This is a genomic window from Variovorax sp. PEI5, assembly GCF_056679935.1.
This window is the reverse complement of record NZ_CM155257.1, coordinates 2,920,635-2,947,284: the sequence shown is the minus strand read 5'-3', so window position 1 is coordinate 2,947,284 and position 26,650 is coordinate 2,920,635. Positions and strand designations below refer to the sequence as shown.

Annotated in this window: 24 protein-coding genes; 8 read left to right on the top strand and 16 right to left on the bottom strand. The window is 70.5% G+C overall.

The genetic code is table 11. The features are described from left to right. Positions 1–2: 2 nt before the first annotated feature. The 4 genes from AC1MLT_RS13545 to AC1MLT_RS13530 form a co-directional block, all read right to left on the bottom strand. Positions 3–884 (bottom strand): carbohydrate ABC transporter permease, encoded by an 882-nt coding sequence (locus AC1MLT_RS13545; RefSeq protein ID WP_481032723.1) that lies wholly within the window; start codon positions 882–884, stop codon positions 3–5. After that, entirely contained in the window at positions 881–1,789 is a 909-nt protein-coding gene (locus tag AC1MLT_RS13540; protein WP_481032722.1) for a carbohydrate ABC transporter permease, read from the bottom strand. The genes AC1MLT_RS13545 and AC1MLT_RS13540 overlap by 4 nt, the downstream gene beginning before the upstream one ends. 40 nt (positions 1,790–1,829) lie before the next feature. Then, on the bottom strand, positions 1,830–3,158 hold the full coding sequence (locus AC1MLT_RS13535) for an ABC transporter substrate-binding protein (protein WP_481032721.1): 1,329 nt from the start codon (positions 3,156–3,158) through the stop codon (positions 1,830–1,832). A gap of 80 nt (positions 3,159–3,238) precedes the next feature. Continuing rightward, entirely contained in the window at positions 3,239–4,312 is a 1,074-nt protein-coding gene (locus tag AC1MLT_RS13530) for an ABC transporter ATP-binding protein (RefSeq protein ID WP_481032720.1), read from the bottom strand. A gap of 135 nt (positions 4,313–4,447) precedes the next feature. On the opposite strand from AC1MLT_RS13530, the gene AC1MLT_RS13525 reads away from it, so the two are divergent. From AC1MLT_RS13525 to AC1MLT_RS13515, 3 genes are read left to right on the top strand one after another with little or no spacing between them, the layout of a single operon-like run. Continuing rightward, on the top strand, positions 4,448–5,287 hold the full coding sequence (locus tag AC1MLT_RS13525) for a FadR/GntR family transcriptional regulator (protein ID WP_481032719.1): 840 nt from the start codon (positions 4,448–4,450) through the stop codon (positions 5,285–5,287). Continuing rightward, on the top strand, positions 5,284–6,303 hold the full coding sequence (gene denD / locus AC1MLT_RS13520) for a D-erythronate dehydrogenase (RefSeq protein ID WP_481032718.1): 1,020 nt from the start codon (positions 5,284–5,286) through the stop codon (positions 6,301–6,303). The genes AC1MLT_RS13525 and denD overlap by 4 nt, the downstream gene beginning before the upstream one ends. Further along, positions 6,300–8,162 (top strand): IlvD/Edd family dehydratase, encoded by a 1,863-nt coding sequence (locus AC1MLT_RS13515; protein WP_481032717.1) that lies wholly within the window; start codon positions 6,300–6,302, stop codon positions 8,160–8,162. Before denD ends, AC1MLT_RS13515 begins: the two co-directional genes overlap by 4 nt. Before the next feature lie 40 nt (positions 8,163–8,202). On the opposite strand, the gene AC1MLT_RS13510 is transcribed toward AC1MLT_RS13515, so the two are convergent. From AC1MLT_RS13510 to AC1MLT_RS13500, 3 genes are all read right to left on the bottom strand, one after another. After that, positions 8,203–9,354, bottom strand: coding sequence for an alpha-hydroxy acid oxidase (locus tag AC1MLT_RS13510; RefSeq protein WP_481032716.1), 1,152 nt, complete (start codon positions 9,352–9,354; stop codon positions 8,203–8,205). 31 nt (positions 9,355–9,385) lie between these two features. Further along, on the bottom strand, positions 9,386–11,047 hold the full coding sequence (locus tag AC1MLT_RS13505; RefSeq protein ID WP_481032715.1) for an L-lactate permease: 1,662 nt from the start codon (positions 11,045–11,047) through the stop codon (positions 9,386–9,388). Positions 11,048–11,274: 227 nt separating this feature from the next. After that, positions 11,275–12,168, bottom strand: coding sequence for a LysR substrate-binding domain-containing protein (locus AC1MLT_RS13500; protein ID WP_481032714.1), 894 nt, complete (start codon positions 12,166–12,168; stop codon positions 11,275–11,277). Between the two features lie 98 nt (positions 12,169–12,266). Between AC1MLT_RS13500 and AC1MLT_RS13495 the strand changes: the two genes are divergently transcribed. Then, positions 12,267–12,707, top strand: a complete 441-nt coding sequence (locus AC1MLT_RS13495) for an acyl-CoA thioesterase (protein ID WP_481032713.1) — start codon at positions 12,267–12,269, stop codon at positions 12,705–12,707. Positions 12,708–12,757: 50 nt separating this feature from the next. Here the strand turns inward: AC1MLT_RS13495 and AC1MLT_RS13490 are convergent, their stop codons facing one another. From AC1MLT_RS13490 to hmgA, 3 genes are all read right to left on the bottom strand, one after another. Continuing rightward, the gene (locus tag AC1MLT_RS13490; RefSeq protein ID WP_481032712.1) at positions 12,758–14,551 is read right to left on the bottom strand and encodes an ABC transporter ATP-binding protein/permease; all 1,794 of its coding nucleotides are present in this window, start codon (positions 14,549–14,551) and stop codon (positions 12,758–12,760) included. Positions 14,552–14,727: 176 nt separating this feature from the next. Beyond that, the gene (gene fahA, locus AC1MLT_RS13485; RefSeq protein WP_481032711.1) at positions 14,728–16,029 is read right to left on the bottom strand and encodes a fumarylacetoacetase; all 1,302 of its coding nucleotides are present in this window, start codon (positions 16,027–16,029) and stop codon (positions 14,728–14,730) included. Then, on the bottom strand, positions 16,026–17,405 hold the full coding sequence (hmgA, locus tag AC1MLT_RS13480; protein WP_481032710.1) for a homogentisate 1,2-dioxygenase: 1,380 nt from the start codon (positions 17,403–17,405) through the stop codon (positions 16,026–16,028). Before hmgA ends, fahA begins: the two co-directional genes overlap by 4 nt. A 158-nt stretch (positions 17,406–17,563) precedes the next feature. On the opposite strand from hmgA, the gene AC1MLT_RS13475 reads away from it, so the two are divergent. The 3 genes from AC1MLT_RS13475 (at position 17,564) to AC1MLT_RS13465 (ending at position 20,297) form a co-directional block, all read left to right on the top strand. Continuing rightward, positions 17,564–18,394 (top strand): IclR family transcriptional regulator, encoded by an 831-nt coding sequence (locus tag AC1MLT_RS13475; protein ID WP_481032709.1) that lies wholly within the window; start codon positions 17,564–17,566, stop codon positions 18,392–18,394. A 48-nt stretch (positions 18,395–18,442) separates the two neighbouring features. Beyond that, entirely contained in the window at positions 18,443–18,670 is a 228-nt protein-coding gene (locus AC1MLT_RS13470; RefSeq protein WP_481032708.1) for a SlyX family protein, read from the top strand. An 88-nt stretch (positions 18,671–18,758) separates the two neighbouring features. Next, positions 18,759–20,297, top strand: coding sequence for an EAL domain-containing protein (locus tag AC1MLT_RS13465; RefSeq protein WP_481032707.1), 1,539 nt, complete (start codon positions 18,759–18,761; stop codon positions 20,295–20,297). 21 nt (positions 20,298–20,318) lie between these two features. Here the strand turns inward: AC1MLT_RS13465 and pyrF are convergent, their stop codons facing one another. The 5 genes from pyrF to AC1MLT_RS13440 form a co-directional block, all read right to left on the bottom strand. After that, positions 20,319–21,143, bottom strand: coding sequence for an orotidine-5'-phosphate decarboxylase (pyrF, locus tag AC1MLT_RS13460; RefSeq protein ID WP_481032706.1), 825 nt, complete (start codon positions 21,141–21,143; stop codon positions 20,319–20,321). A gap of 79 nt (positions 21,144–21,222) precedes the next feature. Further along, the gene (locus AC1MLT_RS13455; RefSeq protein WP_481032705.1) at positions 21,223–22,203 is read right to left on the bottom strand and encodes a uracil-DNA glycosylase family protein; all 981 of its coding nucleotides are present in this window, start codon (positions 22,201–22,203) and stop codon (positions 21,223–21,225) included. Then, entirely contained in the window at positions 22,200–22,724 is a 525-nt protein-coding gene (gene rimI, locus AC1MLT_RS13450) for a ribosomal protein S18-alanine N-acetyltransferase (protein ID WP_481032704.1), read from the bottom strand. The genes AC1MLT_RS13455 and rimI overlap by 4 nt, the downstream gene beginning before the upstream one ends. A 61-nt stretch (positions 22,725–22,785) precedes the next feature. Then, a complete protein-coding gene (tsaB, locus tag AC1MLT_RS13445) occupies positions 22,786–23,508 on the bottom strand; it encodes a tRNA (adenosine(37)-N6)-threonylcarbamoyltransferase complex dimerization subunit type 1 TsaB (RefSeq protein WP_481032703.1) in 723 nt (240 codons plus the stop codon). After that, the gene (locus AC1MLT_RS13440; RefSeq protein WP_481032702.1) at positions 23,501–24,592 is read right to left on the bottom strand and encodes a DMT family transporter; all 1,092 of its coding nucleotides are present in this window, start codon (positions 24,590–24,592) and stop codon (positions 23,501–23,503) included. Before AC1MLT_RS13440 ends, tsaB begins: the two co-directional genes overlap by 8 nt. 54 nt (positions 24,593–24,646) lie before the next feature. Here AC1MLT_RS13440 and dacB point away from each other — a divergent pair, with 54 nt between their 5' ends. Continuing rightward, complete coding sequence (dacB, locus tag AC1MLT_RS13435) at positions 24,647–26,182, top strand: D-alanyl-D-alanine carboxypeptidase/D-alanyl-D-alanine endopeptidase (RefSeq protein ID WP_481032701.1); 1,536 nt, start codon at positions 24,647–24,649, stop codon at positions 26,180–26,182. Positions 26,183–26,218: 36 nt separating this feature from the next. On the opposite strand, the gene AC1MLT_RS13430 is transcribed toward dacB, so the two are convergent. Continuing rightward, positions 26,219–26,635, bottom strand: coding sequence for a hypothetical protein (locus AC1MLT_RS13430; RefSeq protein WP_481032700.1), 417 nt, complete (start codon positions 26,633–26,635; stop codon positions 26,219–26,221). Positions 26,636–26,650: the final 15 nt, after the last annotated feature.

Here is a 26,650-nt window from a genome sequence, read left to right as displayed (position 1 = left end):
CGCTACTCCTTGACCGACCCAGTCATGCCCGAGACGTAGTACTCGACGAAGAACGAGTAGATGAAGGCCACCGGCAGCGAACCCAGCAGCGCGCCGGCCATCAGCGGGCCCCACTGGTAGACATCGCCCTGCACCAGTTCCGTGACCACGCCCACCGGCAGCGTCTTGACCTCCGAGGACGAGATGAAGGTCAGCGCGTAGATGAACTCGTTCCACGACAGCGTGAAGGCGAAGATGCCGGCCGAGATCAGGCCCGGCACCGCCAGGGGCAGCACGATCTTCACTAGGATCTGCCAGCGGTTGGCGCCGTCGATGAGCGCGCATTCCTCCAGCTCGGCCGGGATGGAGCGGAAGTAGCCCATCAGCAGCCAGGTGCAGAACGGGATCAGGAAGGTCGGATAGGTCAGGATCAGCGCCCAGCGGGTGTCGAACAGGCCGAGGTTGAACACCACGTTGGCCAGCGGGATGAACAGGATCGACGGCGGCACCATGTAGGCCAGGAAGATCGACAGCCCGACGTGCTTGGAGCCGGTGAAGCGCAGCCGCTCGATGGCATAGGCCGCGAACACCGATGCCGCCAGCGAGACGAAGGTCGAGACCACCGACACCAGCACCGTGTTCCACAGCCACTGCGGATACGCGGTCTGGAACAGCAGCTTGTGGAAGTGCGACAGGGTCGGCGTGATGACCCAGAACGGATTGCCGTCGCGCGAGAGCAGCTCGGCATCGGGCTTCACCGAGGTGATCGCCATCCAGTAGAACGGGAACAGCAGCACGATCAGGAACACCACCAGCGGCAGGTAGACCGTCACCATCTTGCGCGGCACCGAGTCCAGGAAGCTCATGCCGACGGTGTCGGCGCGGGCGTCGGCGGTCTTGCTCATTTGTCGGTTCCTCCCTGTTGCCAGGCCCGGCGCTGCAGGCCGAAGAAGCTGAACATCACGCAGGCCAGCAGGAAGGGCACCATCGCGATGGCGATGGCCGCGCCCTCGCCGAGCGCGCCGCCGGAGATGGCGCGCTGGAACGACAGCGTGGCCATGAGGTGCGTCGCGTTGAGCGGCCCGCCGCGCGTGATGACATAGATCAGCTGGAAGTCGGTGAAGGTGAACAGCACCGAGAACGTCATCACCACCGCGATGATCGGCGTCAGCAGCGGCATCGTGACGTGACGGAACTGCTGCCACGGCGTCGCGCCGTCGATGGCCGAGGCCTCGTAGTAGGACGGCGAGATGGTCTGCAGCCCGGCCAGCAGCGTGATGGCCACGAACGGCACGCCGCGCCACACGTTGGCGATGATGACCGCGATGCGCGCGTTCCACGGGCTGCCCAGGAAGTCGATGTAGGTGTCGATGAGCCCCATCTTCACCAGCGCCCAGCTGATGATGGAGAACTGCGAGTCGTAGATCCACCAGAACGCGATCGCCGACAGCGCCGTCGGCACGATGTAGGGCAGCAGGATGACGGCGCGGAAGAAGGTCTTGAAGCGGATGTTGCGGTTCAGCAGGATCGCCAGCCACAACCCGAGGAAGAACTTGAGGACGCTGGCCACCGCCGTGTAGAACAGGGTGTTGAACAGCGCCAGCCGCACCACCGAGTCGCCCCAGAGGTACTCGTAGTTCTCCAGCCCGACCCACTGCCCCGGCCGGCCCACCTTGGCATCGGTGAAGCCCAGCCAGGTGCCCAGCCCGAGCGGATAGGTCAGGAACAGCAGCAGCAGCACCGCCGCCGGCAGCATGAACATGAAGCCCAGCGCGTTGCGGCTGTTCTGCATCCTCGCGATCAATGTCATGTGACCTTTTCCTTGGCGTGGAGCGACGACCGCGGGCGGGTCAGAGCTTGTAGTAGCGTTCTGCACGTTTTTGCGCGCGTTCGGCGGCCTCCTTGGGGGAGCGCGCGCCGCTGGCGGCCTCGGCCACCATGTTGGGGATGATGAAGTCGGCCGCCGCGCCGGCCGAGGCATAGCCCAGCTTGCCGTCGTAGCCGCCCGGGCGCAGGTTCTTCACCGAGTCCCGGTACGGCATGTTCTTCGGGTCGGAGGTCCAGATGGCGCTGTTCTCGTAGAAGCGCAGCGGCTGGGCGACATAGCCGCCGCCGCCCTGCAGCCAGGGGTCGAACTGCTCCTTCTCCATCATGAAGCGCAGGAACTCCTTGGCCGCCTGCGGGTACTTGGTGTACTTCATGACCATCTGGTTGAAGAACAGGTGCGACTCGGTGGGCACGCCCACCGGGCCGACCGGGAACACCGCGTGGTTGATGTCGGCGGACAGCTCGCGGATCTTCGGGTCGGCCGAGTTCTTCGAGGTGAAGTAGATCGAGATGCCGTTGTTGGTGACGCTGATCTGGCCGTCGAGGAAGGCCTTGTTGTTGTTCGGGTCCAGCCACGACAGCGTGCCGGGGATGAAGTTGGCGTAGAGCTCCTTGGCGTACTCCAGGGCCTTCAGGGTCTCCGGGCTGTCGATCACGACCTTGTTGGTCTTGTCCACCAGCTTGCCGCCATGCGACCACACCAGCCAGTTGCACCAGGTACTGTCGCCGGTGGCGTTGCCCAGCGCCATGCCGCCGGGCGTGCCCTTGGCCTTCAGGGCCTGGTAGAGCTTGAGGAAATCGGCGGTGTTCTTGGGGAAGGTGTCGAAGCCGGCGGCCTTCACCATGCTCTCGCGATAGACGATGAGCGAGCCCGAGGCGCCCAATGGCAGGCCGATCCATTTCTTGCCGTCCGGGCGCATGAAGGCCTCGCCGGCCGGATACCAGCCCCCGTACTTCTTGCCCAGGTACTCGGCCAGGTCGGTGACGTCGAGCAGTTTGTCCGGATAGAGGTTGGCGTCGTCGTTGGTCGACAGGATGATGTCCGGACCGGCGCCGGTGTTGGCCGCCACGGCCGCCTTGGGCCGCACGTCCTCCCAGCCCTCGTTGTCGACCCGCACCTCGACGCCGGTGGTGTCGGTGAACTTCTTGACATTGGCCATGTAGGCATCAATGTCGCCCTGCACGAAGCGGCTCCAGCGCAGCACGCGCAGCTTCGCGCCGGGCTCGGGCTTGAAGCTCATCGTCTGGGCCTGCGCGGCCAGCGGGAACAGCGCGCTGCCCGCGCCCAGCGAAGCGGCCGCCGTGAGGCCGGCGGTGCCTTCCAGAAACCTGCGGCGATTGAACTCGGTCATCGATGTCTCCTGGTGTCTTGGTGTGTGGTGAGGGGGAAGTCGGGTCGCGGCGCGCGCCGGCCGGCGGGTGCCCGGGGTGTTCAGGCCGCCAGGCGTCGGCCGGTGTCGGCGTCGAACAGGTGCGCGCGCTGCAGGTCGGGCCGCAGGTGGATGACGCTGCCGGGCTCGAAGTCGTGGCGCTCGCGGAACACCGCCGACAGCTCGGTGCCGGCGTGACGGCACGAGACGAAGGTATCCATGCCGGTGGGCTCCATCACGACCACGCGGGACGGGATGCCATCGCCATCGGAGAGTTCGAGGTGCTCCGGACGCGTGCCGTAGACCACCGGCTGGCCATCGATGCCGCCGGCCTGCAGGGGCGCGTCCAGCCGCGTGCCGTCGCCCAGCTCGACATGCGCCGCGCCACCCGAGCGGTGCAGCCGGCCGGGCAGGAAGTTCATCGACGGCGAGCCGATGAAGCCGGCCACGAACTGGTTGGCCGGCCGGTCGTAGAGTTCCAGTGGGCTGCCGGTCTGTTCGATGCGGCCGTCGCGCATGACGACGATCTTGTCGCCCATCGTCATGGCCTCGATCTGGTCGTGCGTGACATAGATGGAGGTGGTGCGCAGGCGCTGGTGCAGCTCCTTGATCTCGCTGCGCATCGCCACGCGCAGCTTGGCGTCGAGGTTGGACAGCGGTTCGTCGAACAGGAACACCTGCGGATCGCGCACGATGGCGCGCCCCATCGCCACGCGCTGGCGCTGGCCGCCGGAGAGCTGGCGCGGATAGCGCTCGAGCATCGGCACCAGCGCCAGGATCTCCGCCGCGCGCTTCACCTTGGCCTCGACCACCGACTTGTCCGCCTTGGCCAGGGTGAGCGAGAACGCCATGTTGTCGCGCACCGTCATGTGCGGATAGAGCGCGTAGTTCTGGAACACCATCGCGATGTCGCGTTCCTTGGGCGGCAGGTCGTTGACGCGCTTGTCGCCGATGCGGATCTCGCCGCCATTGATCTGCTCGAGTCCGGCGATCATGCGCAGCAGGGTCGACTTGCCGCAGCCCGACGGCCCCACCAGCACGGTGAAGGAACCGTCCTGGATCTCGATGTCGACGCCGTGGAGGATGGGCACCTCGCCGAAGTTCTTCTTGACGCCCTGGATCGTGACACTCGCCATGGAATGGAAATCCTGTGGAAGGTTTGCGGACCGGCGCAGTATCGGCACGCCCTCCGGACCTCGCCATAAGGACAAACCGTTAAGAGAAAACCCCCTTTCGCGATCGTCCATAATTTGTATGATGAGCAGATAACCGTGTTGAATCCCGCCACCATCGCCGGCACCGCGCCAGCCTCTCCCCCACCGCTTCGCCTCGAGTCCGACCGGCTGTCCGATCGCCTCGCGCTGCGCCTGATCGCGCAGATCGAGTCGGGCGAGCTGGGCCCCGGCGACCGCCTGCCGACCGAGCAGCGGATCGCCGCCGCGCATGGCGTCTCGCGCACGGTGGTGCGCGAGGCGGTGCACCAGCTCAAGTCCAAGGGCCTGGTCAGTTCGCGCCAGGGCTCGGGCGTGTTCGTCGCCGCGCCGCCGGCCCATCAGCCGCTGGCCTTCGACCCGGCGGTGCTGGAGTCGGTGCAGGCCGTGGTGCACGTGGTGGAGGTGCGTCGCGTGCTGGAGGGCGAGATCGCCGCGCTGGCGGCCGAGCGCGCCACACGGGCGCAGATCGCCGCCATGCGCCGCTCGCTCAGGGCCATCGACATCGCCGTGGCCGAGGGACGCGACGGCGTGGCGGAGGACCTGGGCTTCCACCGCCTGATCGGCGAGGCCACCGGCAACCCGCAGTTCCGGCTGCTGCTGGGCTTCCTGGAGCAGTACCTGCGCGAAGGTATGCGCATCACGCGCGGCAACGAGGCCCGGCGCGCCGACTTCATGCAGGCCGTGCAGCAGGAGCACCATGCCATGGTCGAGGCCATCGCCGCGCGCGACCCGGCGGCGGCGCGCCACCACGCGACGCAGCACATCCTGCGCGGCGAGGGCCGGCTGGTCGAGGCCGGCGTGATCACCGCGCGCCGGCGCCGCGCGGCCACGACCTCCGGGACGCCCGGCCCATCCAAGAAACCCCAGACATCCAGGACACTCAAGGAGACCCCATGAAACTGCTCATCACCGGCGGCGGCGGCTTCGTCGGCGCCCGGCTCGCGCGCACCCTGCTCGCGCGCGGCCGGCTGGCCGGCGCGACGATCGAACATCTCGTGCTGACCGACATCGCACCGCCACCGGCCGACCTGCTGGCCGATGCGCGCGTCGAGGCCCGCACCGGCCCGCTGCTGACGCAGACCGACGCCCTGCGCACCGAATCGTTCGATGGCGTGTTCCACCTGGCCTCGGCCGTCTCGGGCGAATGCGAGGCCGACTTCGAGCTCGGCCTGCGCTCCAACCTCGACAGCACGCGCGCCCTGCTCGACGCCCTGCGCGCCCATGTCGAGGCCGGCGGACCGGTGGCCCGGCTGGTGTTCTCCAGCTCGGTGGCGGTGTTCGGCCCCGATGCCTCGATGCCGCTGCCCGCGCTGGTGGGCGACGACACGCTGCCGGCGCCGCAGACCTCCTATGGCACGCAGAAGCTGATCTGCGAGCACCTGGTGGCCGACTACACCCGCAAGGGCTACATCGACGGCCGCGCCGCGCGCCTGATGACCGTCACGGTGCGGCCGGGCCGGCCCAACGGCGCCGCCTCGTCGTTCTTCAGCGGCATCATCCGCGAGCCCCTGGCGGGGGTCGAATCGATCTGCCCGGTGGGACCGGACGTCTCGCATCCGATGTCCTCGCCGGCGCACACGGTCGACGGGCTGATCGCCGTCTACGAGGCCACGCGCGAGGCCTTCGGCGGCCGCCTGGCCCTGAACCTGCCGGCGCTCAACGTGCGGGTGAGCGACATGCTCGACGCGCTGGAGGAGGTCGCCGGCCCCGAGGTGCGCGCTCGCGTGCGCTTCGAGCGCGACGAGCGCATCGCCGGCATCGTCGCCAACTGGCCCGGTGGCGCCACGGCCGAGCGGGCGCGCCGCCTGGGCCTGGCGCCGCACGCGCATTTCGCCGACATCATCCGGCAGTACATCGACGACTGCGCCGCCCGGCCCGACGCCGCCACGACACTCAAGGGAATGAAGCAATGACCATCGACACCCACGCCGACGTCGGCCCCGAGGGCGAGAAGCCCGATCCGCGCAGCCAGCCCCAGCCGCCGCGCGCCACCCCGCAGCGGCTGCGCTCGCAGTCGTGGTTCGACAACCCCGACAACGCCGACATGACCGCGCTCTACATCGAGCGCACCATGAACTTCGGCCTGAGCTTCGACGAGCTGCAGTCGGGCCGCCCGATCATCGGCATCGCCCAGACCGGCTCGGACATCGCGCCATGCAATCGCCACCACCTGGTGCTGGCCGAGCGCGTGCGCGAAGGCATCCGGGACGCCGGCGGCATCGCCTTCGAATTCCCGATCCACCCGATCCAGGAGACCTGCAAGCGCCCGACCGCCTCGCTCGACCGCAATCTGCAGTACCTGTCGCTGGTCGAGGTGCTCTATGGCTATCCGATCGATGGCGTGGTGCTGACCACCGGCTGCGACAAGACCACGCCGGCGCAGCTGATGGCCGCCGCCACGGTCGACATCCCGGCCATCGCGCTGAATTCCGGGCCGATGCTGAACGGCTGGTACAAGGGCGAGCGCACCGGCTCGGGCACCATCGTCTGGAAGGCGCGCGAGCTGATGGCCGCGGGCACCATCGGCTACCAGGAGTTCCTGAAGCTGGTGGCCTCGTCGGCGCCCTCCACCGGCCACTGCAACACGATGGGCACGGCCTCCACCATGAACTCGCTGACCGAGGCCCTGGGCATGACGCTGCCGGGCAGCGCGGCGATCCCGGCGCCCTATCGCGACCGCCAGGAGATGGCCTACATGACCGGCCGGCGCATCGTCGAGATGGTGCGCGAGGACCTGCGGCCCTCGGACATCCTGACGCGCGCGGCCTTCGAGAACGCCATCGTGGTGAATTCCGCCATCGGCGGCTCGACCAATGCGCCGATCCACCTGAACGCGATCGCCAAGCACATCGGCGTCGCGCTCGACAACGACGACTGGGAGGCCCACGGCTACGACGTGCCGCTGCTGGTCAACCTGCAGCCGGCGGGCAAGTACCTGGGCGAGGACTTCTACCGCGCCGGCGGCGTGCCGGCGGTGGTGGCCGAGCTGATCGCCCAGGGCCGCATCCAGGCCGCGCTGACGGCCAACGGCAAGACGCTGGTGGAGAACTGCGAGAACCGCTTCACCGACGAGCGCGACGTCATCTTCGCCTACGACGCGCCGATGAAGGGCGATGCCGGCTTCCTGCACTTCAAGGGCAACCTGTTCGACTCGGCCATCATGAAGACCAGCGTGATCACGCTGGAATTCCGCGAGCGCTACCTGGCCGATCCGGCCGACCCGATGGCCTTCGAGGGCACGGCGGCGGTGTTCGACGGCCCCGAGGACTACCACCGGCGCATCGACGACCCGGCGCTCGAGCTCAGCGAGCACAGCGTGCTGTTCATGCGCGGCGTCGGCCCGGTGGGCTACCCCGGCGCGGCCGAGGTGGTGAACATGCGCGCGCCCGACTACCTGATCAAGCGCGGCGTGCTGGCGCTGGCCTGCATCGGCGACGGCCGGCAGTCGGGCACCTCGGGCTCGCCCTCGATCCTCAATGCCTCGCCCGAGGCGGCCACCGGCGGCAACCTGGCCCTGCTGCGCACCGGCGACCGCGTGCGCATCGACCTGAACAAGCGCAGCGCCGACATGCTGGTGGACGACGAGGAACTGCGGCGCCGCCGCGCCGAGCTCGATGCCGCCGGCGGCTACCGGTATCCGCCGAGCCAGACGCCGTGGCAGGACATCCAGCGCGCGATCGTCGGCGAGCTGTCCGAGGGCATGGTGCTCAAGCCGGCGGTGAAGTACCAGCGCATCGACGCCACCTTCGGCGTGCCGCGCGACAACCACTGAGCCACCGCCGGAGCGGCCGGCCGGCCCGGACCGTCCGGGCTCAGGTGGGGTAGGTCCCCGCCAGCAGGATCGACTTGTCGACGTTGCGGATGTCGGTGTGGCCGCAGAAGGCCATCGTGACGTCGAGCTCCTTGTGGATGAGCTGCAGGGCCTTGGTGACGCCGGCCTCGCCCATGGCGCCCAGGCCATAGGCCATGGCGCGGCCGATCATGGTGCCGCGCGCGCCCAGGGCCCAGGCCTTGAGCACGTCCTGGCCGCTGCGGATGCCGCCATCCATCCAGACCTCGGTCTTCGAGCCCACGGCATCGACGATCGGCGGCAGCGCCTCGATGCTCGAGGGCGCGCCGTCGAGCTGGCGGCCGCCGTGGTTGCTCACCACGATGGCGTCGGCGCCGGCATCCACGGCCAGCTGGGCGTCCTCCGGCACCATGATCCCCTTCAGGATCAGCCGGCCGCCCCACTGCTTCTTCACCCATTCGACATCCGCCCACGAGAGCGTCGGGTCGAACTGCTCGTTGGTCCAGGCCGAGAGCGAGCGCATGTCGCTCACGCCCTTGACGTGGCCCACCAGGTTGCGGAAGGTATGGCGCCTGGTGCCCAGCATGCCCAGGCACCAGCCCGGCTTGGTCGCCAGATTGACGATGTTGCGCAGGGTCGGGCGCGGCGGCGCGGTCAGGCCGTTCTTCAGGTCCTTGTGGCGCTGGCCGATCACCTGCAGGTCGAGCGTCAGCACCAGCGCGCTGCACCGGGCGGCGCGGGCGCGCTCGATCATGCGGGCCATGGCGTCGCGGTCGCGCATCATGTAGAGCTGGAACCAGAACGGCGCGGTGGTGTTCTGCGCGATGTCCTCGATCGAGCAGATGCTCATGGTCGAGAGCGTGAACGGGATGCCGAACTTCTCCGCCGCGCGCGCGGCATGGATCTCGCCATCGGCATGCTGCATGCCCGTGAGGCCGACCGGCGCGATGGCCACCGGCATCTTCACGGCCTGGCCGACCATGGTGGTGGCCAGCGAGCGGCCCTCCATGTTCACGGCCACGCGCTGGCGCAGCAGGATCTTCTTGAAGTCGTCGGTGTTGGCGCGGTAGGTGCCCTCGGTCCACGAGCCGGAGTCGGCGTAGTCGTAGAACATGCGCGGCACGCGGCGCTCGGCGAGGACGCGCAGGTCCTCGATCGTGGTGATGACGGTCATGGGTTCGGGGTGTGCTTGGGAAGGCCGGCGCTCAGCGCACGACCATCAGGGTGAAGGGCCAGACATAGGCCTGCATCGTCACGTAGAGGCCGACCAGCGAGGCCAGGGCGATCGAGTGGAAGAACACGTAGCGCAGGATGTCGCCCTCGTGGTTGAACCAGCGCGTGGCGGTGGAGGCCACCACGATCGACTGGGCGTCGATCATCTTGCCCATCACGCCGCCGGAGCTGTTGGCCGCGCCCATCAGGTTGGGCGACAGTCCCAGCTGCTCGGCCGCGACCTTCTGCATGCCGCCGAAGAGCACATTGGACGCCGTGTCCGAGCCGGTCAGCGCGACGCCGATCCAGCCCATCAGCGTGCCGAAGAACGGATAGAACACGCCGGTGTTGGCGAACGCCAGGCCCAGCGTGGTGTCGGTGCCGGAGAAGCGCGTCAGGGTGCCCAGCGCCAGCATCAGCACGATCGTCAGGAGCGAGAACTTGACCAGCCACACGGTCTTGAAGAAGGTCCGCACGATGGCCACGGGGTTGTATTTCATGACCACCGCGCTGACCAGCGCCGCCAGCAGGATGCCGGTGCCGGTAGCCGAGAGCAGGTTGAGCGTGTAGATGGCGGCCTCGGGATGCGGGGTGGGCACCACCGGCGGCACCTTCATCACCAGGTTGTGCAGGCCCTCCATCGGGAACCTGGGCGAGAAGATGCCGTTGAGCCAGGCCTTCACCGGCGGCAGGCCCCAGATGAAGACGAACACCGACAGGATGATCCAGGGCGTCCAGGCGGCGATCAGCGCCTGGCGGGAATGGCGCACCACGGGCTGCGGCGGCTTGGCTTCGGCGGCGCTGATGTCGCGCCCGCGCAGGGCCGGCGAGGTCCAGACCGTGCGAGGCTGCCAGACGCGCAGGAAGGCGACCAGGCACACCATCGACACGATGGCGGCGATGATGTCCACCAGCTCGGGGCCCATGAAGTTCGACACCAGGTACTGCGGGATCGCGAACGACAGGCCGGTCACCAGGATGGCCGGCCAGATCTCCTTCATGCCCTTGAAGCCGGCGAAGGCCCAGATCAGCCAGAACGGCACCAGCAGCGAGAAGAACGGCAGCTGGCGGCCGATCATGGCGGTCACCTGCTGCAGGTCGTAGCCATGCACCTGGGCCAGCGTGATCACCGGCGTGCCCAGCGCGCCGAAGGCCACCGGCGCCGTGTTGGCGATCAGCGACAGGCCCGAGGCCGCCAGCGGCGAGAAGCCCAGTCCGATCAGGATCGCCGCCGTCACCGCCACCGGCGTGCCGAAGCCGGCCGCGCCCTCGAAGAAGGCGCCGAAGCAGAACGCGATCAGCAGCAGCTGGATGCGCCGGTCCTCGGTGATGCCGGAGAGCGAGTCCTGCAGCACCTTGAAGCTGCCGTTCTGCTCGGTCAGCTGGTGCAGGAAGATGATGTTGAGCACGATCCAGCCGATCGGCAGCAGGCCCGTGAAGCCGCCCAGCAGCGCGGCGCGGCCGGCCATGTCGACCGGCATGCCATAGGCGAAGACGGCCACCAGCAGCGCCGCCACCAGCCCCATGCCGGCGGCGATGTGGGCCTTGATGTGGAAGAAACCCAGGGCGCCGAGCATCACGATCACCGGGATCGCCGCCAGGGCGGTCGAGATGATCATGTTGCCGAAGGGGTTGTATATCTGTTGCCAGACCATGGGGTTCGTCTCCGAGGTTTGTTGTGGGATGTCCGATGACGGACCGCGCCGCACTCCTGCACGTGCATGCGCCAGCGACTGTAGGAAGCCCCGGCGCGATCGACGTGAATTTCAGTGCGCCGCCGCGTGAAGGATTTTCACAGTCGGCGAGGGCATGCCGGGGAGTGCTATCCCTGCCACCCGTCGAATGCGCGACACGTGGCCACGCGGCCCGGGACCGGGATCGTTCAATCCCTCAGGGCCTGGCGCAGCCAGTCGACGAACGCCGCGCACTCCCAGCGCTCCAGCGTGCCCGGACGCCAGCACAGGAAGTAGTCGTGCGGCGAGCGCACGCTCTCGCGCGACAGCCGCACCAGCCGCCCGTTGTCGAGCCAGGCCTGGCCCAGACGCAGCCGCATCAGGGCGACGCCGAAGCCGGCCACGGCCGCGTCCAGCACCAGCCCCAGGTCATTGAACTGCGCGCCGGCCAGGGGCTCGGGCAGCGTCACGCCGGTGGCGCGGAACCAGGTGCGCCATGGCTCCAGCGGCGAGCGGATGAGGTGCGCGCGCGCCACCATCTCGTCGCTGGAAAAGCCGTCGAGCGGACCGACCTCGTGCAGGTAGTCGGGGCTGCACACCGGACAGACCTCGTCGGAGAGCAGGTGCATCGACTCGCGGTCGGTGAACGGTCCGGTGCCGAAGCGCAATTCGATGTCGGCCTCCTCCGCCGTCACGTAATGGACGGGGATGGTCACCTGCAGGATCAGCTCGATGTCGGGAAAGGCATGGCGGAACAGCGCCAGGCGCGGCAGCAGCAGCTGGCGCGAGAAGGTCGGCGTGACCGCCACGCGCAGGCGCGTCACCGCCGGCGCGCAGGGCTGCGGCATCCGGCCGGGCACCTGCTGCAGCGCCGCCAGCGCCTCGCGCACCCGCACCAGGTAGGCCGCGCCATCCGTGCTGAGGCTGAAGTCGCCGCGCGCGAAGACCTTGAAGCCGAGCTGCGTCTCCAACTGGCGGATGCGGTGGCTGATGGCGCTGGGCGTGACGTTGAGCGCCTCGGCCGCCTGCGTCACGCTGCGCAGGCGCGCCAGGGCCTCGAAGGCGAGCAGGCCGGGAATGGGGGGGATGCGGGGCGATGTCATCGATTCGGGCACGGGATCGGCCATTGTGGCCGCCTCGCCCCGGCCGGGCGCCGGGATAATCCACCCACCGATCGCTTCCGATCCGTGAGAGTCCGCCCATGTCCTCCATCACCTTGCGCTTCCTGGCCGAAGCCGGCACCGTCAACGTCGGGGGCAGGATCCCCGGCGGCACCGTCCTGCGCTGGATCGACGAGGCCGGCTGCGCCTGCGCCACCCAGTGGGCCCAGCGCCATGCCGTGGCGGTGTTCGTCGGCAGCATCCGGTTCCAGCGCCCGATCCACGTCGGCAGCCTGGTGGAGGTGGAAGCCCGGCTGGCCTACACCGGCAGGACCGGCATGAACCTCTCGGTGGAAGTGCGCAGCGGCGACATGACCGGCGCCGAGATGCAGACCGCCACCGAGTGCCTGGCGGTCTTCGTCGCACTCGACCCCCAGGGCCGACCCCTGCCGGTCGATGCCTTCGCGCCGGCCACGCCGGGCGAGATGGCGCTGGCCCAGCGGGCGCGCGCCTATCTGGAAGCCGGCCGCACGCCAGCCTAGGCATCCGATCCGGGGCGGCGGCGGTCGGCGCGCCCTGCCGCGCGCGTTCCTCAATCGTCGAAGGTGTAGTTCTCCGCCCGCAGCAGTTCCCAGTCCCCGCCCCCCTTGAGGCGCAGCACGTGGGAGTGATAGCGCAGCACCGCCGGGCGGTGCGCGATGCTGACGACGGTCATGCCGGCATCGCGCAGCCGGCGGTAGAGCACCGCCTCGTTGGCGCTGTCGAGCGCGCTGGTGGCCTCGTCCAGGATCACCAGCCGGGGCTGGCGCACGATCACGCGCGCAAAGGCCAGGCGCTGCTGCTCGCCCATCGACAGCAGCTTCTCCCAGTCGTGCGCCGCGTCCAGGCCACCGACGCGCTGCAGGAGCTCGGGCATCTGGACCTCGTCGAGGATCGCCACCAGCCGGGCATCGTCGACCTGGGTGTCGCTGCCGCCCGGGTAGAGCAGCTGGCTGCGCAGCGAGCCGAACTGCATGTAGGGCCGCTGCGGCAGGAAGAACACCTCCTGCGGTGGCGGATGGCGCACCGTGCCGCTGCCGGTGCGCCAGAGTCCGGCCAGGGCGCGCAGCAGCGAGCTCTTGCCGCAGCCGCTCGGCCCGGTGATCAGCAGGCCGTCGCCCGGCGCGAGCGACAGGCTCAGGTCCCGCACCAGCAGGCGGCCGAAGCGCGGCGTGTAGAGCGTGAGCGCGGCCAGCGTGAGCTGGTCGCCGATCTCGACCTGGATCTGCGGACCCGCGGCGCCGGTCGCGCCCTCGCCTTCCACGGCGACGTTCTCGGCGCCGGCGACGATCTGCCGCCGGGCCGCCTTGGTGCTCGAGGCCGTGGGCTTGGCCACGTGGCCGCTCGTGGGCACCGGTCCGCCGAAGACCCGCTGCGACAGCGTGTGCAGCCGGTCGATGCCGGCCACGAAGCGGCTCAGGCTCTCGAAGTTGTCGACGATCAGCGAGATCGCTCCCAGCACGGCGGCGAAGGCGCCGGCCGCCTGCACCGCGCGGCCGACCTCCAGTTCGCCCGAGAGCACGTCGTTGGCCAGGATGATGCTCGGCAGCACCAGCGTGAGCTGGCTGAAGGCGCGCTGGAACAGGTTGAGCGAACGCTGCTTCTTGATCAGGCGGGCGTAGTTGACGAACACCTGTCCGAAGCGGGCGTCGATCTCGACGCGCTCCTGCGACTCGCCGCGATAGAACGCGATCGACTCGGCGTTCTCGCGCAGGCGGATCAGGCCGAAGCGGAAATCGGCCTCGCGCCGCAGCTGCCAGAAGTTGAGCCGGATCAGCGGCGCGCCGAACAGGTAGAGCGCCCCCACCGTGCCGGCCAGCGCGTACAGCACCAGGAAGCCCACCAGCACGTGCGAGATCGACCACAGCACGGCGCTGAAGGCCACCAGCTGCATCAGCGAGCCGATGAAGATCAGCATGAAGTGGATCGAGCGCCCGGTGAAGGTGTTGATGTCCTCGCTGATGCGCTGGTCGGGGTTGTCGAGGTCGCCGCTGGCGCCGATCTCGTAGTAGCGGCGGCTGCCCAGGTAGCCATCCAGGAAGCGCGCGGTCAGCCAGCGCCGCCAGCCGTTGGAGAAGGCATCGCGCAGGTAGTAGTAGAACGCGTAGACCGGCACCGCGAAGGCCAGCACGGCGAGGCAGGCGCGCACCGCGCTCCAGAAGCGGTCGGCCTCGCGGCCGGCCAGCGCCGAGGTCAGCTCGCCGGTCTTGTCGTTGAGCATCACCGCCAGCTGGGTCTCGCACAGCATCAGCACCACCAGCAGCGCGATCATCGACCAGGCGCGCTTCCTCTGGTCGCCCAGCCAGTAGGGCTTGGCCACGGCCACGAACTGCCGCCAGGCCGTCATCGAGAGCGTCGGTGCCCGGCGTCCGCGGCGTGGCTTTCGGGAGGGTGAGGGGATGTCGGACACGGGAAGCGGAGGAGAGGGGGCGGGATCGGGCACCGCCGGATTCTGGGTGGCGCCTCTCCCCTCCCCGTGTCGGACGAAGTCACCGGGGCGCCGCAGCGGGCGGCGCGACGGGATCAGCGGGCCGGCAGCACCGTGCCGCTGGCCTCGCCCAGGCCGATGCGCACCGCGCCCTCGCGCTCGCACCAGCCGCGCAGGATCAGCGTGTCGCCATCCTCCAGGAAGGTGCGCTGCTCGCCGTTGGCCAGCAACAGCGGCCGCTTGCCGCCGCCGGTGAGCTCCATCAGCGAACCGGCCTCGTCCTCGCCGGGACCCGACAGCGTGCCCGAGCCCAGCAGGTCGCCCGGCTGCAGGTTGCAGCCGTTGACCGTGTGGTGCGCGACCAGCTGGGCCGGCGTCCAGTAGGCCGCGCGCGCCATGTCGGTGAGCGTGAGCCGCACCGGCGCCTCGCCGGCGATGCGCATGCGCTCGGTCTGCAGCAGCACCTCGAGCGCGATCGAGATGGCGCCCCGCGCGCGGTTGGCCGGCGTGTCGAGGTAGGGCAGCGGCTGCGGATCGAGCGCCGGCCGCTCGAACGCGGTGCGGAACGGCGCCAGTGCCTCCATCGTCACCACCCAGGGCGAGATGGTGCTGCCGAAGTTCTTCGACAGGAACGGGCCGAGCGGCTGGTATTCCCAGCCCTGGATGTCGCGCGCCGACCAGTCGTTGAAGAGCGTGACGCCGAACAGGTGCTGCTCGGCATCGGCCAGTTCGATCGGTTCGCCCAGGGCGTTGCCGGGGCCGATCAGCCAGCCGAGCTCGAGTTCGCAGTCGAGCCGCCGGGACGGGCCCAAGGTCGGCACCTCGGCATCCGCCGGCTTGGTCTGGCCCTTGGGACGCCGGAATGGCTGTCCGCTCGGGATGATCGACGAGGCGCGGCCGTGGTAGCCGATGGGCACCCACTTGTAGTTGGGCAGCAGCGGGTTGTCCGGGCGGAACTGCTTGCCCACGGTGGTCGCGTGATGGACGCTGGTGTAGAAGTCGGTGTAGTCGCCGATGCGGCAGGGCACGTGCATCGTCGCGTCCGCCTGCTCGACCAGGCATGGCTCCCAGGCGGCCTGCCGGTCGCTGCCCTGCGCCAGGCCCTGCGACAGGCGCGCGCGCAATGCGGCGCGCTGCGCCGAGGGCAGCGCCATCAGGATGTTCATGTCGTCATGGTCGACCACGCCGGCGGCGCGCAGGTCGAGGATGCGGTCGCCGATCGCCACGCCGATGCGTGGCGCCGGGTCGCCGGCAGTGTGGAAGCGGCCGAATGGCAGGTTCTGGATCGGGAAGTCGCAGCCCGCCTCGTTGGCCGAGGCGACCCAGCTGCGCAGCAGGGGATCGTGGGTGGCGTCGAGGGTCGAGGCGTCGGGGTGCATGTCGAGAGGGGTGTTCATGGTTTGAATTGATCCTTGAGGCCGGCCCAGCAGTCGGCATAGTCGTCGTCGAGCGCGCTCGACTGCATCGCGAAGGGAGTGGGAACGAGACGGTAGCGGCTCTCGAACATGAATGCCAGGGTGTGATCGAGCTTGTGCGGCTGCAGGTCGCCGTGGCTGGCCTTGTCGAAGGCTTCCTCGTCGGGGCCGTGCGGCACCATCGGGTTGTGCAGGCTGGCGCCACCGGGCTTGAAGCCGCCGGGCTTGGCGTCGTACTGGCCGTAGACCAGTCCCATGAACTCGCTCATGAGGTTGCGGTGGTACCACGGCGGACGGAAGGTGTCCTCCATCACCAGCCAGCGCGGCGGGAAGATGACGAAGTCGCAGTTGGCGGTGCCGGGCGTGTCGCTGGGCGAGGTCAGCACGGTGAAGATCGAGGGATCGGGATGGTCGAAGCTGATCGAGCCGATGGTCATGAAGTGGGCGGTGTCGTACTTCACCGGCGCCAGGTTGCCGTGCCAGGCCACGACGTTGAAGGGCGAGCGCCGCAGCGGCGCGCGCCAGAAGTGGCCGCCGAACTTCTTCACCATCTCGTAGCCGCCGATGTCCGCGGCCGCGTCCGATGCGGCGTCGTCCTCGTAGGCGGCCACGGGCGCCTGGAAGTCGCGCGCGTTGGCCAGGCCGTTGGAGCCGATCGGGCCGAGCTCGGGCAGGCGGAACTGGGCGCCATAGTTCTCGCAGACATAGCCGCGCGAGAAGCCCTGGCCCGCCTCGGAATCGGGCAGGCCGACCTTGAACGCCACGCCGCGCGGCAGCACGGCGATCTCGCCCGGGCGCACCTCGAGCACGCCCATCTCGGTGGTCAGCACCAGGCGGCCCTGCTGCGGCACCAGCAGCATCTCGCCATCGGCGTTGACGAAGGCGCGCCGCGTCATCGAGCGGTTGGCCAGGTAGACATGCGCCGCCACGCCGGTCTGCATCTGCGCATCGCCATTGGCCGCCACGGTGCGCATGCCGTCGACGAAGTCGGCATCGACGCCGTCGAACGGCAGCGGGGCCCAGCGCAGGGGTTCCGGTGGCAGCACCAGCGCCGGACCGCCACCGGTCGTCCAGTGCGGCTGCGCGTGGGGCTGGTAGCGCCCGGCCACCACCGAAGGCTGGCGGCGATACAGCCAGCTGCGCCGGTTCTCGTGACGCGGCGCGGTGAAGGCGGTGCCCGAGATCAGCTCGGGATAGAGGTCGAAGGGCGCGCGCTGCGGGCTGTTGCGGCCCCGTGGCAGGGCGCCGGCGACGGCCTCGGTGGCGTATTCGTTGCCGAAGCCGGACTGGTAGCGCAGCGTGGCATCCGGCGCGGCGTCCGGCGCCCGGGGCGGCGTGGTGGTGGAGGGTGAGGTCATGGGGCGGTCTCCTGGGTCGGTGGGAACTGGCCGGTCGGCCATGTCGTTCGTCTAACCTGAATTCATTCGCTGAGAGCGAATTCGGCGAGTTTAGGGCGTCCGGCGCTTCATGTCTAATCCCCTGTCCTCACGACTCCAAAGAAAGACAGGGCATATCGATGGCCACCGGCAGCGACCGCGTGCAGCGCGGCATCCAGAGCATCGAGGTGGGCGGCCAGCTGCTGCGCGCCATGGTCCATCACGGCCGGCCGATGGCGCTGAAGGACCTGGCGCGCGAAGCCGACATGACGCCGGCCAAGGCGCATCCCTACATGGTGAGCTTCGGCCGGCTCGGACTGATCGAGCAGGATGGCGCCAGCGGCCACTACCTGCTCGGACCGCTGGCCCTGCAACTGGGACTGATCGGCCTGCAGCAGGCCGATCCGGTGCGCATCGCCGCGCCACTGCTGGCGCCGCTGGCGCGGGCGATCGGCCAGACCGTGGCGATCGCCGTGTGGGGCGCGCGCGGCGCGACCATCGTGCAGATCGCCGAGTCGCCCTCGCCGGTCCACGTGAGCCTGCGCCACGGCACCGTCTTCTCGCCCACGCGCACGGCGTCCGGCCGGCTGTTCGCCGCCTACCTGGCGCCGGAGATCGTGCGCCAACAGCTCGATGCCGAACGCCGGCGCGAGAAGCAGCGCCCGGCGGCCGAGGCCGAAGCCGACACCCCCGCGCGTCCCGGTCTGCCCGTGCTGCCGCCACTGCCGTCCTGGACCGAGTTCGAGACCCAGCTGCAGGAGGTGCGCACCCAAGGCGCGAGCCGCTCGACCAACGAGGTGGTGCCCGGGGTGAGCGCGATGGCCGCGCCGGTGTTCGACCACACCGGCGCCATCGTGCTGGCCATGACGGCGATCGGTCCCTCGGGCACCTTCGACACCGACTGGGACGGCCCCGTGGCCCATGCGCTCAAGGAGAGCGCGAACGCGGTCTCGTCGCGCCTGGGTCGCTGAGCGCCGACCCGCGCGTCGCCCCTTCCCATCTTCCTGTCCAATCCCGCGATGTCACACGAAACCCGCATCGAAAGCCGCCTGATCGACCTGGAGGTCAAGGCCAGCTTCACCGAGGACCTGCTCGACCGGCTCAACCTGCTGGTCTACCGCCAGCAGGAGCAGATCGACCGCCTGATCGGCGAGCTGAACCAATTGCGCCGCCAGTTGCCGGAGGACGGCCCCGGAACGTCTGCCTCAGGACACAATTCGCGTTCCGAGGTGCCCCCTCACTATTGAGGCCGGGCCCGTTACCATCCTCACGTCCAGGCGCGGTGCACGTCATCGAGAATCCAGCTTTCCGGCTTTCGGCTGCCGCCCCACGAACATGTTCCAAAAACCCCTGGCCCGCACCGTCATCAGCATGCTCGGCATGGCCGTCGCGGTCACGTCCCTGGCCCTGCTGATCGGAGAGTTCACGGTCCAGCGCCAGCAGCAGATCGAAGCCGCGGAACTGGCCGGCACCTACATCACGCGCACCGACCGCATCACGTCCGAGGCCACCGAGGCGCTCGGCCGGATCGCGCGCCTGCCGGGCGTCGCGTGCTCGGACGAGGAGATCGGGCGCCTGCGCGGCATCGTGCTGGCCTCGCAGTACATCAAGGTGGCGTCCCGACTGCAGGATGGCCGGCTGGTGTGCACGTCGACCATCGGCCGCGTCGATCCCCCGGTGGCCCTGCCCACGCCCGACTTCGTCGATGCGCAGGGCCGGCGGGTGCTGCTGTCGACGCCGCAGCTGGGCGTCCCCGACGCCTCGGGACTGATGATCGCCCAGGGCGACGCCGTGGTCACCGTCAACGGTCGGGCCTATGCCGATGCCGTCGACCCCCGGCTGTCCTATACCGTGGTGGCCGAGACCGGCGGCAGGCGCCGGGTCCTGTTCTCCGACGGACCGGCGCTGGAACTCGACCAGATCCCGCTGCGCACCGGCGAGTCCTTCGACGTCCAGGACCGTCGCTACGAGGTGCGCTGCTCCAGCACCCACACCAGCTGCATCGTCGCCACCCTGCGCAGGCCGGCCTCGATCCTGCGCTCGCCGGTGCTGCTGGAGTTCGGCATCTTCGGCCTGCTGCTCGGACTGAGCGGCGGCTTCGTGCTCAGCTCGCTGATCGGGCGCTCCAATTCGCTCGGACGACAGCTGCGGCTCGCGCTGCATTCGGGCAAGCTCAAGCTCGTCTACCAGCCCATCGTGCGCCTGACCGACCGCCGCCGCGTCGGCGCCGAGGCCCTGCTGCGCTGGACCGACACCACCGGCAAGCAGGTCAGCCCCGACGCCTTCATCAGCGTGGCCGAGCAGGATGGCTTCATCAACGAGATCACCCGCTTCGTCATCAACCACGTGCTCCAGGAGCTGGGCGACGAGCTGCGGCGCCGGCCCGACTACAAGATCACCGTGAACGTGGCGGCCAGCGACATCATGGACAGCAGCTTCCTGCCGTTCCTGAACTCGCGCCTGCACGACGCCGGCCTGAAGGCCGCCAGCATCGGGCTCGAGCTGACCGAGCGCACCACGGCCAACAGCCGCGAGATGGGCCGTGCCATCGCCCGCCTGCGGGAGGCCGGCTACAAGGTCTACATCGACGACTTCGGCACCGACTACTCGAGCCTGTCCTACCTCTCGCGCCTGCGCGTGGACGCCATCAAGATCAACCGCACCTTCATGCAGGCGCTGCACGACCAGAGCGACCAGGACACCATCGCGCCGCAGATCGTGGCGATGGCCGAGGTGCTGGGCCTGGGCATCGTCATCGAGGGCATCGAGGAGGAGAACCAGGCCGCCTACTTCCTGACGCTGGCGCCCCATGCGCTGGCGCAGGGCTGGCTCTTCAGCAAGCCGGTCGAGGCCGCCAAGCTCTTCGGATCCTAGGCCCCGCCCGGGCGCGCCATCTCAGGACTTGGCGGCCTCGAGGGCGTCGCGGGTGCGGGTGGCCTCGCGACGCGCGGCGGCCTCGAAGTCGTCGCCCGACGAGGCATAGCAGATCGCCCGCGACGAGCTGACCACGATCGGGGCATCGGGGCGCCAGCCGGCGCGCACCGTGGCCACCATGTCGCCGCCCTGCGCGCCGATGCCGGGGATCAGCAGCGGCACGGTCGGCGCCAGAGCGCGGACCCGCTCGATCTCGGTCGGATAGGTCGCGCCCACGACCAGCCCGAGCTGGCCGTTGATGTTCCAGGGACCCTGCACCAGTCCGGCCACGTGCTCGTAGAGCAGCGGCTCGCCGGCCACGCTCGCCAGGCGCTGGCCCTGCAGGTCGTCGCCGCCGCGGTTGCTGGTGCGGCACAGCAGGAAGGCGCCCTTGCCGGCATGGCGCAGATAGGGCTCGACCGAGTCGAAACCCATGAACGGCGACAGCGTGACCGCATCGGCGCCATAGCGCTCGAAGGCCTCGATGGCGTACTGCTCGGCGGTCGATCCGATGTCGCCGCGCTTGGCGTCGAGGATGACCGGCACGTCGGGTGCCGTGCGGCGGATGTGCTCGAGCAGGCGTTCGAGCTGGCCTTCGGCGCGATGGGCGGCGAAGTACGCGATCTGCGGCTTGAAGGCGATCGCCAGGTCGGCCGTGGCATCGACGATGCGGGCGCAGAAGTCGTAGATCCGGCTGGCGTCGCCGGTGAGGCCGGCGGGAAAGCGGGCGGGTTCGGGGTCGAGGCCGACGCACAGCAGCGAGCGGTTCTTCTGTTCTGCGGCGCGCAGCTTGTCGAGGAAGTTCATGCGGGAATTCTAGGTGCGGGGTAGCGGGCCGCGGCAGGGCGGCCCCGGGCAGAGGACGTGGCGACGAGGGAACCGGCGGTCAGGCCGCAGGCGTGTCCGCAGGCGTGGCGAAGCAGTCGGCCGCCAGGCACAGATCGGCCCAGGCCCGGGCCTTGTCGGCCGGATTGCGCAGCAGATAGGCCGGTGGGTAGCTGACCACCACCGGCAGGGCATGGAGCGACCCGGCCGGCGCGAGGCGCAGCGGCGCGGCGCGGCCCCGCAGGCGGCCCAGGGGATCGGTGCTCTGCAGCAGGCTCTGGGCGGCCAGCGGCCCCAGCGCCAGGACGAGACGTGGCGCCAGCCCATCCGCCAGCGACGCGAAGTCGGCCTCGGCCTCGGCGGCGCCCGCTGGCGCGGCGGCGCGCCGCGTGCGCATCAGGTGCACCGGCGCGCGGCCGTCGTGCAGCTGCAGGGCGCGCAGCATGTTGTCCAGCAGACGGCCTGCCTCGCCCGCGAATGGTTCGCCGGGACGGCCGTCGGTCTCGGGCGGCATGTCCGCGACCACCAGCCAGCCGCCCGTCGCCGGTCCCGCGAGGCCGTCCTCGTCGAGCATCTCGTAGAGCCGCAACGGGGCGTCGAAGGCCACGCCGGGAACGCCGCGCGATGGCGATGCGGACCGGATCGACGGGGCCGACGGGGCCGATGCGGACGCGGGCCGGGTCGCACCGATGGCCGCGGGGGCAGCCGGCGGGCGGACGTCGAGCGCCGGGTCCGGACGCGCGGCGGCAGGCCTCGGCGGGGCCGGCGGGGGCGACGACGACATGTCCCGCGACACGGGCCGCGACGGCGGGAGGGCTGCATCGCCGGCCGCGTCACCCACGGCGTCACCGGCCCCATCACCAGTCGCCATGCCGGCCGGCGGCGTGCGCTGCGCCGGCCACCACACCTTGACGCCCATCTCGTCGAGCATCGCGCGCTGCCGCGCGTCCAGGCGCAGGCCCGGCGCGGCCGGTGCCGGTGTCCGTGCGTCGTCGTCGCGGGCGACGGCGGACGACGAGGATGTCGAGGCCGCGTCGCTCATGACGGCAATCCCGCCCAGGCGCTGGCCGGCGCGTCCAGGCGCAGGCTCATGACGATCGCGTCCTCGCGCCCGCCATGGGCGGGGTAGTAGCCCTTGCGCACGCCCACGCGCCGGTAGCCCTGGCGTTCGTAGACCTGCAGCGCCCGCGCGTTGCCGGTGCGCACCTCCAGCCAGAGCCATTGCGCGCCCTGGGCGCGCGACCAGCCGGCCAGGATGTCGAGCATCAGCGACGCCCAGCCCTGGCGCTGGAACGCCGGCGCCACCGTGATGTTGAGCAGGTGCACCTCCTCCACCCCCTTCATCGCCACGAAATAGCCGATCAGGGTCTCGGCGCCGCCGGCGGCCTCGTCGGCCGGTCCGACGAGCAGCTGGCAGTGGTAGCCCACGGCCAGCGAGTCGGCGAAATTCGCCCGGCTCCAGGGATGGTCGTAGGCGGTCGTCTCGACGGCGCAGACCGCGTCGAGATGTTCGAGCGTCATCGATTCGAGGCGCACCTCGGGGGCTTGCAGGACGGCATTCACTCGACGACCTCCGGATGGCTCGGCGCGATGTGGATGGATCGGGGACGGACCATCGCCCAACTCACGGGACGACCTTCGCGCTCGGCGCCGGCGTCGCCAGGATCGCGGCGGCCTTGGCGGCGGCGCGTTCCTCGGTGGTCTGGGCGACCTTGTCGCGCACGTACAGGGGCCAGGCATCGGCCGGCGCGACCGCCCGGCCGGCCGCCAGCAGGGCCGGCGCCAGGCGCAGCAGCGCCTCGGCGGTGGGCCAGGCCTCGTGGCGTCCGGCGGCGGCGGGCAGACGCTCGCCATAGGCCGCGAAGGCATTGCCCGCGAGCACCCAGCCCGCGGGCACGACCACCGACTCGGGGGCCATCACCTCGGTGTCGGCGACCGTCGCCATGGCGCCGTCGAACGCGACCCGTGCCACATAGACCTGGTCCATGCGGGCATCGAGCAATGCCACCACGCGCGGCGTGCCGAAACGATGGCGCGCGTCCTCGGCCAGCGCGTGCAGCGTGTCGACCGGCAGCAAGGGCACATCGGCGCCATAGCCCAGGCCCTGCGCCACCGCGCAGGCCGTGCGCAGGCCGGTGAACGACCCCGGTCCACGGCCGAAGACGATGGCATCGAGCGCGCCGAGCGTCAGGCCGGCCTCCGCCAGCAGGGCGCGGATGCGCGGGATCAGCGTGGTCGACGACTGCGCACCACCGGGACCGTCGTGCGCGACGACGTGTCCGCCATGGCGCACCGCGATCGACAGGCGATCGGTGCTGGTGTCGAAGGCGAGGAGGCGCTCAGCCATGGCAGCCCCTCACGGTGGCGGTGGCGGTGGCGGTGGTGGGGGTGGCGTTGACGGGCATGGCGACGGGCGCGGGCATGGCGGGCTCCGGCGTGGCCGGCACGGTGGATCGGCGGATGCCGAAGAGGATGCCGGCCGTCACCAGCAGCAGTCCCACCACCAGGTTCCAGTACAGCGGCTCGCCCAGCAGCAGCACCGCGCCGACGGCCGACAACCCGGGCACCAGCGCGGTGATCATGGTGGAGCGCACCGGGCCGAAGTACCGGATCATCTGCGTGAACGCGATGCCCGAGATCACGACCGAGCCGACACCCTGGAACAGCATCTGGAACACGATCTCGCCGACCGGCGCGATGGCGAGCCGGCTCGCCACGAGACCCGTCGCGGCCAGCACCGTGTAGGCCGGCAGATAGGCGACGAACGCGAACACCGTGATGGCGATGGTGGCGCGCACCGCGTCGAGCGCATGGCGCCGCGCCAGCACGCTGTAGGAGGCCCAGCAGAACGCCGCCGCCATGAAGAACAGGTCGCCCTTCCAGACCTGTCCGCCCGCGAAGGCCTGCAGCAGGCTGCGTCCGCCCACCAGCAGGTCGCCCGCGACGATCAGCAGCAGCCCCAGGGCGCGGAACCGCGTGATGCGCTCGCCGAGCACCACCACCGCCAGCAGCGACGTCCACAGCGGCAGGCTGCCGGGCAGCAGCACCGAGGCATGCGCCGCCGGCGCGTAGAAGAAGCCGCTGTAGGCCAGCAGGGCGTACATCAGGCCGCCGAGCAGTCCCGTCGTCATCGTCAGTCGCAGTCCGAGCGGCGACAGGCCGAGGATCGAATCCGGCCGCGCGATGCCGGGCCCGCCCGCCGCAGCCGCCTCCTGGCGTGCCCGCGCCACCTGCCAGGCTCCCCAGGGCACCAGCACCAGACCGGCGCCGCAGATGCGCAGGAAGGCGATGTCCAGGGGTGCGAGCGAGCGCGCGGCCGAGGCGCGGGCGACCAGGATGAAGGCCGTCCAGACCACCACCGTGACGACCGCCGCCGCGAGGCCCAGCTGGCGCGCGGTGAATCGGGACGGAGGACGGACGGCGCAGGACATCCACCGATTATCGAGGCCCGCCCGCCGCTGCGTCCCGGCCGGGATAATTCGGCGATGCCCGCCGTCATCGCGTCTTCCGTTCCTTCCACCCGGCCCGCTTTCCCGGCCCTTTCCGCCTCCGCCGCCCGCTCCGACCGCCCCGCCACTCGCGCCCGCACCGGCCATCGGCCGGGCCGCGCGCTGGCTGGCGGCCTGCTGGGGATCGCGACCTGGCTCGGCACCCTCGCCTTCGCCGGCGCCGCCGCCGCCCAGGTCCTGCCACCCGGGGTCGATGCCGCGCTGGCCCGCGCCAAGGTGCCGCGCGAGGCCGTCACGCTGCTGGTCGCCGATGCCGATGGCGCCCGCGCGCCGCGCCTGGCCTGGCGGCCGCAGGCGCCGATGAACCCGGCGTCGATCATGAAGGTGGTCACCACCTATGCCGGCCTCGACCTGCTGGGCCCGGCCTTCGCCTGGACCACGCCGGTCCACGTCGACGGCCCGGTGCGCGACGGCGTGCTGCAGGGCAACCTCTACATCCAGGGCCAGGGCGATCCCAGGCTGGTCGCCGAGCGGCTGTGGCTGCTGCTGCGCCGCGTCCAGGGCCTGGGCATCCAGACCATCGCGGGCGACATCGTGCTGGACCGCCAGGCCTTCGAGACCGCCGAGGCCGATCCCGCCGCCTTCGACGGCGAAGGCCTGCGGCCCTACAACGCCGGACCCGACGCCCTCCTGGTCAACTTCAAGTCGGTGGTCGCGACCTTCGTGCCCGACCGTGGCGCCGAGGTCGCGCGCGTGAGCTGGGAGCCGGCGCTCGCCGGCGTGGCGATGCAGGCCACGGTGCCGCTGGCGGCCGGCGAGTGCGGCGACTGGCAGACCGCCCTGGCGGCCGACCTGGCCGATCCGTCGCGCCTGCGTTTCGCCGGCGGCTACATCGCCGCCTGCGGCGAGCGCACGTGGGGCGTGGCCTATGCCGAGCCGCGCACCTTCGCGGCGCGCGCCATCGCCGGCGCCTGGGCGCAGATGGGGGGCCAGGTGCGCGGCCAGGTCCGCGACGGCCGCGTGCCCGCCGGCTCGAAGCCGGTGTTCGAGGTCGCCTCGCCGCCGCTGTCGGAGGTGATCCGCGACATCAACAAGTACAGCAACAACGTGATGGCGCAGCAGCTGTTCCTCACGCTCGGGCTGCAGCAGAAGCGGCGCGGCACGCTGGAGGCGTCGCGCGCCGTCATGCGCCAGTGGTGGAGCGAGCGCATCGGCGGCGACGACGACGCGCCGGTGTTCGACAACGGCTCGGGGCTGTCGCGCGAGGAGCGCATCAGCGCCGGGGCGCTGGCGCGGATGCTGCAGGTGGCCTGGCGTTCGCCGGTGATGTCGGAACTGATGGCCTCGCTGCCGGCCGCCGGCGTCGACGGCACGCTGCGCCGGCGCGCCCTGCGCTCGGGCGGCTCGGCCCACCTGAAGACCGGCACCCTGCGCGACGCCGCCGGCGTGGCCGGCTTCGTGGATGGCGCGAGCGGCCGGCGCTATGTGGTGGTGGCCATCGCCAACCATGCCCATGCCGCCGCGGCGCGGCCGGCCTTCGACGCCCTGGTGGACTGGGCCGTCCAGGACTGAACGACCCCATCGGCGGGCGAGGTCGCCGGTGCGGTCTCAGGCGCGCGGCGATGCGGCCGGCGACGTCGGGACCGGCGCCTGGGGATCGGCGAGCGCCAGCGCGCCGCCATAGACCATCCGCCCCGCCGTCTTGGTCTGCTGGATCACCATCGACCACTGCCGCGAGCGCTCGAAGGACGAACGCTGCGGCGGTTGACCCAGCAGCTTGAGCGAGGCGTCGAGCAGCAGGCTCGCCGCCGCCAGGTAGTGATGGACGGCGAGCTGCTCGGCCCGGCACTCGGCCGGCGTGGGGCCGCCTGGCGCGCGCGTGGCGATCGGCGAAGAGGAGGAGGAGGACGTGACGGGTCCGGCCGGGGGCGCCGGCTGGGGCGGACGGTCCAGGCAAGCCAGCGCCGCGCGAATGGCCACCAGGGCGTCGTCGAGGTGCGTGGCATTGCAGGACGTCTTTGTCATCGCGGATTCCAAATA

Coding starts and splice junctions, on each gene's coding strand:
- AC1MLT_RS13545 (WP_481032723.1), bottom strand. CDS start 884: ATGAGCAAGACCGCCGACGCCCGCGCCGACACCGTCGGCATGAGCTTC.
- AC1MLT_RS13540 (WP_481032722.1), bottom strand. CDS start 1,789: ATGACATTGATCGCGAGGATGCAGAACAGCCGCAACGCGCTGGGCTTC.
- AC1MLT_RS13535 (WP_481032721.1), bottom strand. CDS start 3,158: ATGACCGAGTTCAATCGCCGCAGGTTTCTGGAAGGCACCGCCGGCCTC.
- AC1MLT_RS13530 (WP_481032720.1), bottom strand. CDS start 4,312: ATGGCGAGTGTCACGATCCAGGGCGTCAAGAAGAACTTCGGCGAGGTG.
- denD (WP_481032718.1), top strand. CDS start 5,284: ATGAAACTGCTCATCACCGGCGGCGGCGGCTTCGTCGGCGCCCGGCTC.
- AC1MLT_RS13515 (WP_481032717.1), top strand. CDS start 6,300: ATGACCATCGACACCCACGCCGACGTCGGCCCCGAGGGCGAGAAGCCC.
- AC1MLT_RS13510 (WP_481032716.1), bottom strand. CDS start 9,354: ATGACCGTCATCACCACGATCGAGGACCTGCGCGTCCTCGCCGAGCGC.
- AC1MLT_RS13505 (WP_481032715.1), bottom strand. CDS start 11,047: ATGGTCTGGCAACAGATATACAACCCCTTCGGCAACATGATCATCTCG.
- AC1MLT_RS13500 (WP_481032714.1), bottom strand. CDS start 12,168: ATGACATCGCCCCGCATCCCCCCCATTCCCGGCCTGCTCGCCTTCGAG.
- AC1MLT_RS13495 (WP_481032713.1), top strand. CDS start 12,267: ATGTCCTCCATCACCTTGCGCTTCCTGGCCGAAGCCGGCACCGTCAAC.
- AC1MLT_RS13490 (WP_481032712.1), bottom strand. CDS start 14,551: ATGACGGCCTGGCGGCAGTTCGTGGCCGTGGCCAAGCCCTACTGGCTG.
- fahA (WP_481032711.1), bottom strand. CDS start 16,029: ATGAACACCCCTCTCGACATGCACCCCGACGCCTCGACCCTCGACGCC.
- hmgA (WP_481032710.1), bottom strand. CDS start 17,405: ATGACCTCACCCTCCACCACCACGCCGCCCCGGGCGCCGGACGCCGCG.
- AC1MLT_RS13475 (WP_481032709.1), top strand. CDS start 17,564: ATGGCCACCGGCAGCGACCGCGTGCAGCGCGGCATCCAGAGCATCGAG.
- AC1MLT_RS13470 (WP_481032708.1), top strand. CDS start 18,443: ATGTCACACGAAACCCGCATCGAAAGCCGCCTGATCGACCTGGAGGTC.
- AC1MLT_RS13465 (WP_481032707.1), top strand. CDS start 18,759: ATGTTCCAAAAACCCCTGGCCCGCACCGTCATCAGCATGCTCGGCATG.
- pyrF (WP_481032706.1), bottom strand. CDS start 21,143: ATGAACTTCCTCGACAAGCTGCGCGCCGCAGAACAGAAGAACCGCTCG.
- AC1MLT_RS13455 (WP_481032705.1), bottom strand. CDS start 22,203: ATGAGCGACGCGGCCTCGACATCCTCGTCGTCCGCCGTCGCCCGCGAC.
- tsaB (WP_481032703.1), bottom strand. CDS start 23,508: ATGGCTGAGCGCCTCCTCGCCTTCGACACCAGCACCGATCGCCTGTCG.
- AC1MLT_RS13440 (WP_481032702.1), bottom strand. CDS start 24,592: ATGTCCTGCGCCGTCCGTCCTCCGTCCCGATTCACCGCGCGCCAGCTG.
- dacB (WP_481032701.1), top strand. CDS start 24,647: ATGCCCGCCGTCATCGCGTCTTCCGTTCCTTCCACCCGGCCCGCTTTC.
- AC1MLT_RS13430 (WP_481032700.1), bottom strand. CDS start 26,635: ATGACAAAGACGTCCTGCAATGCCACGCACCTCGACGACGCCCTGGTG.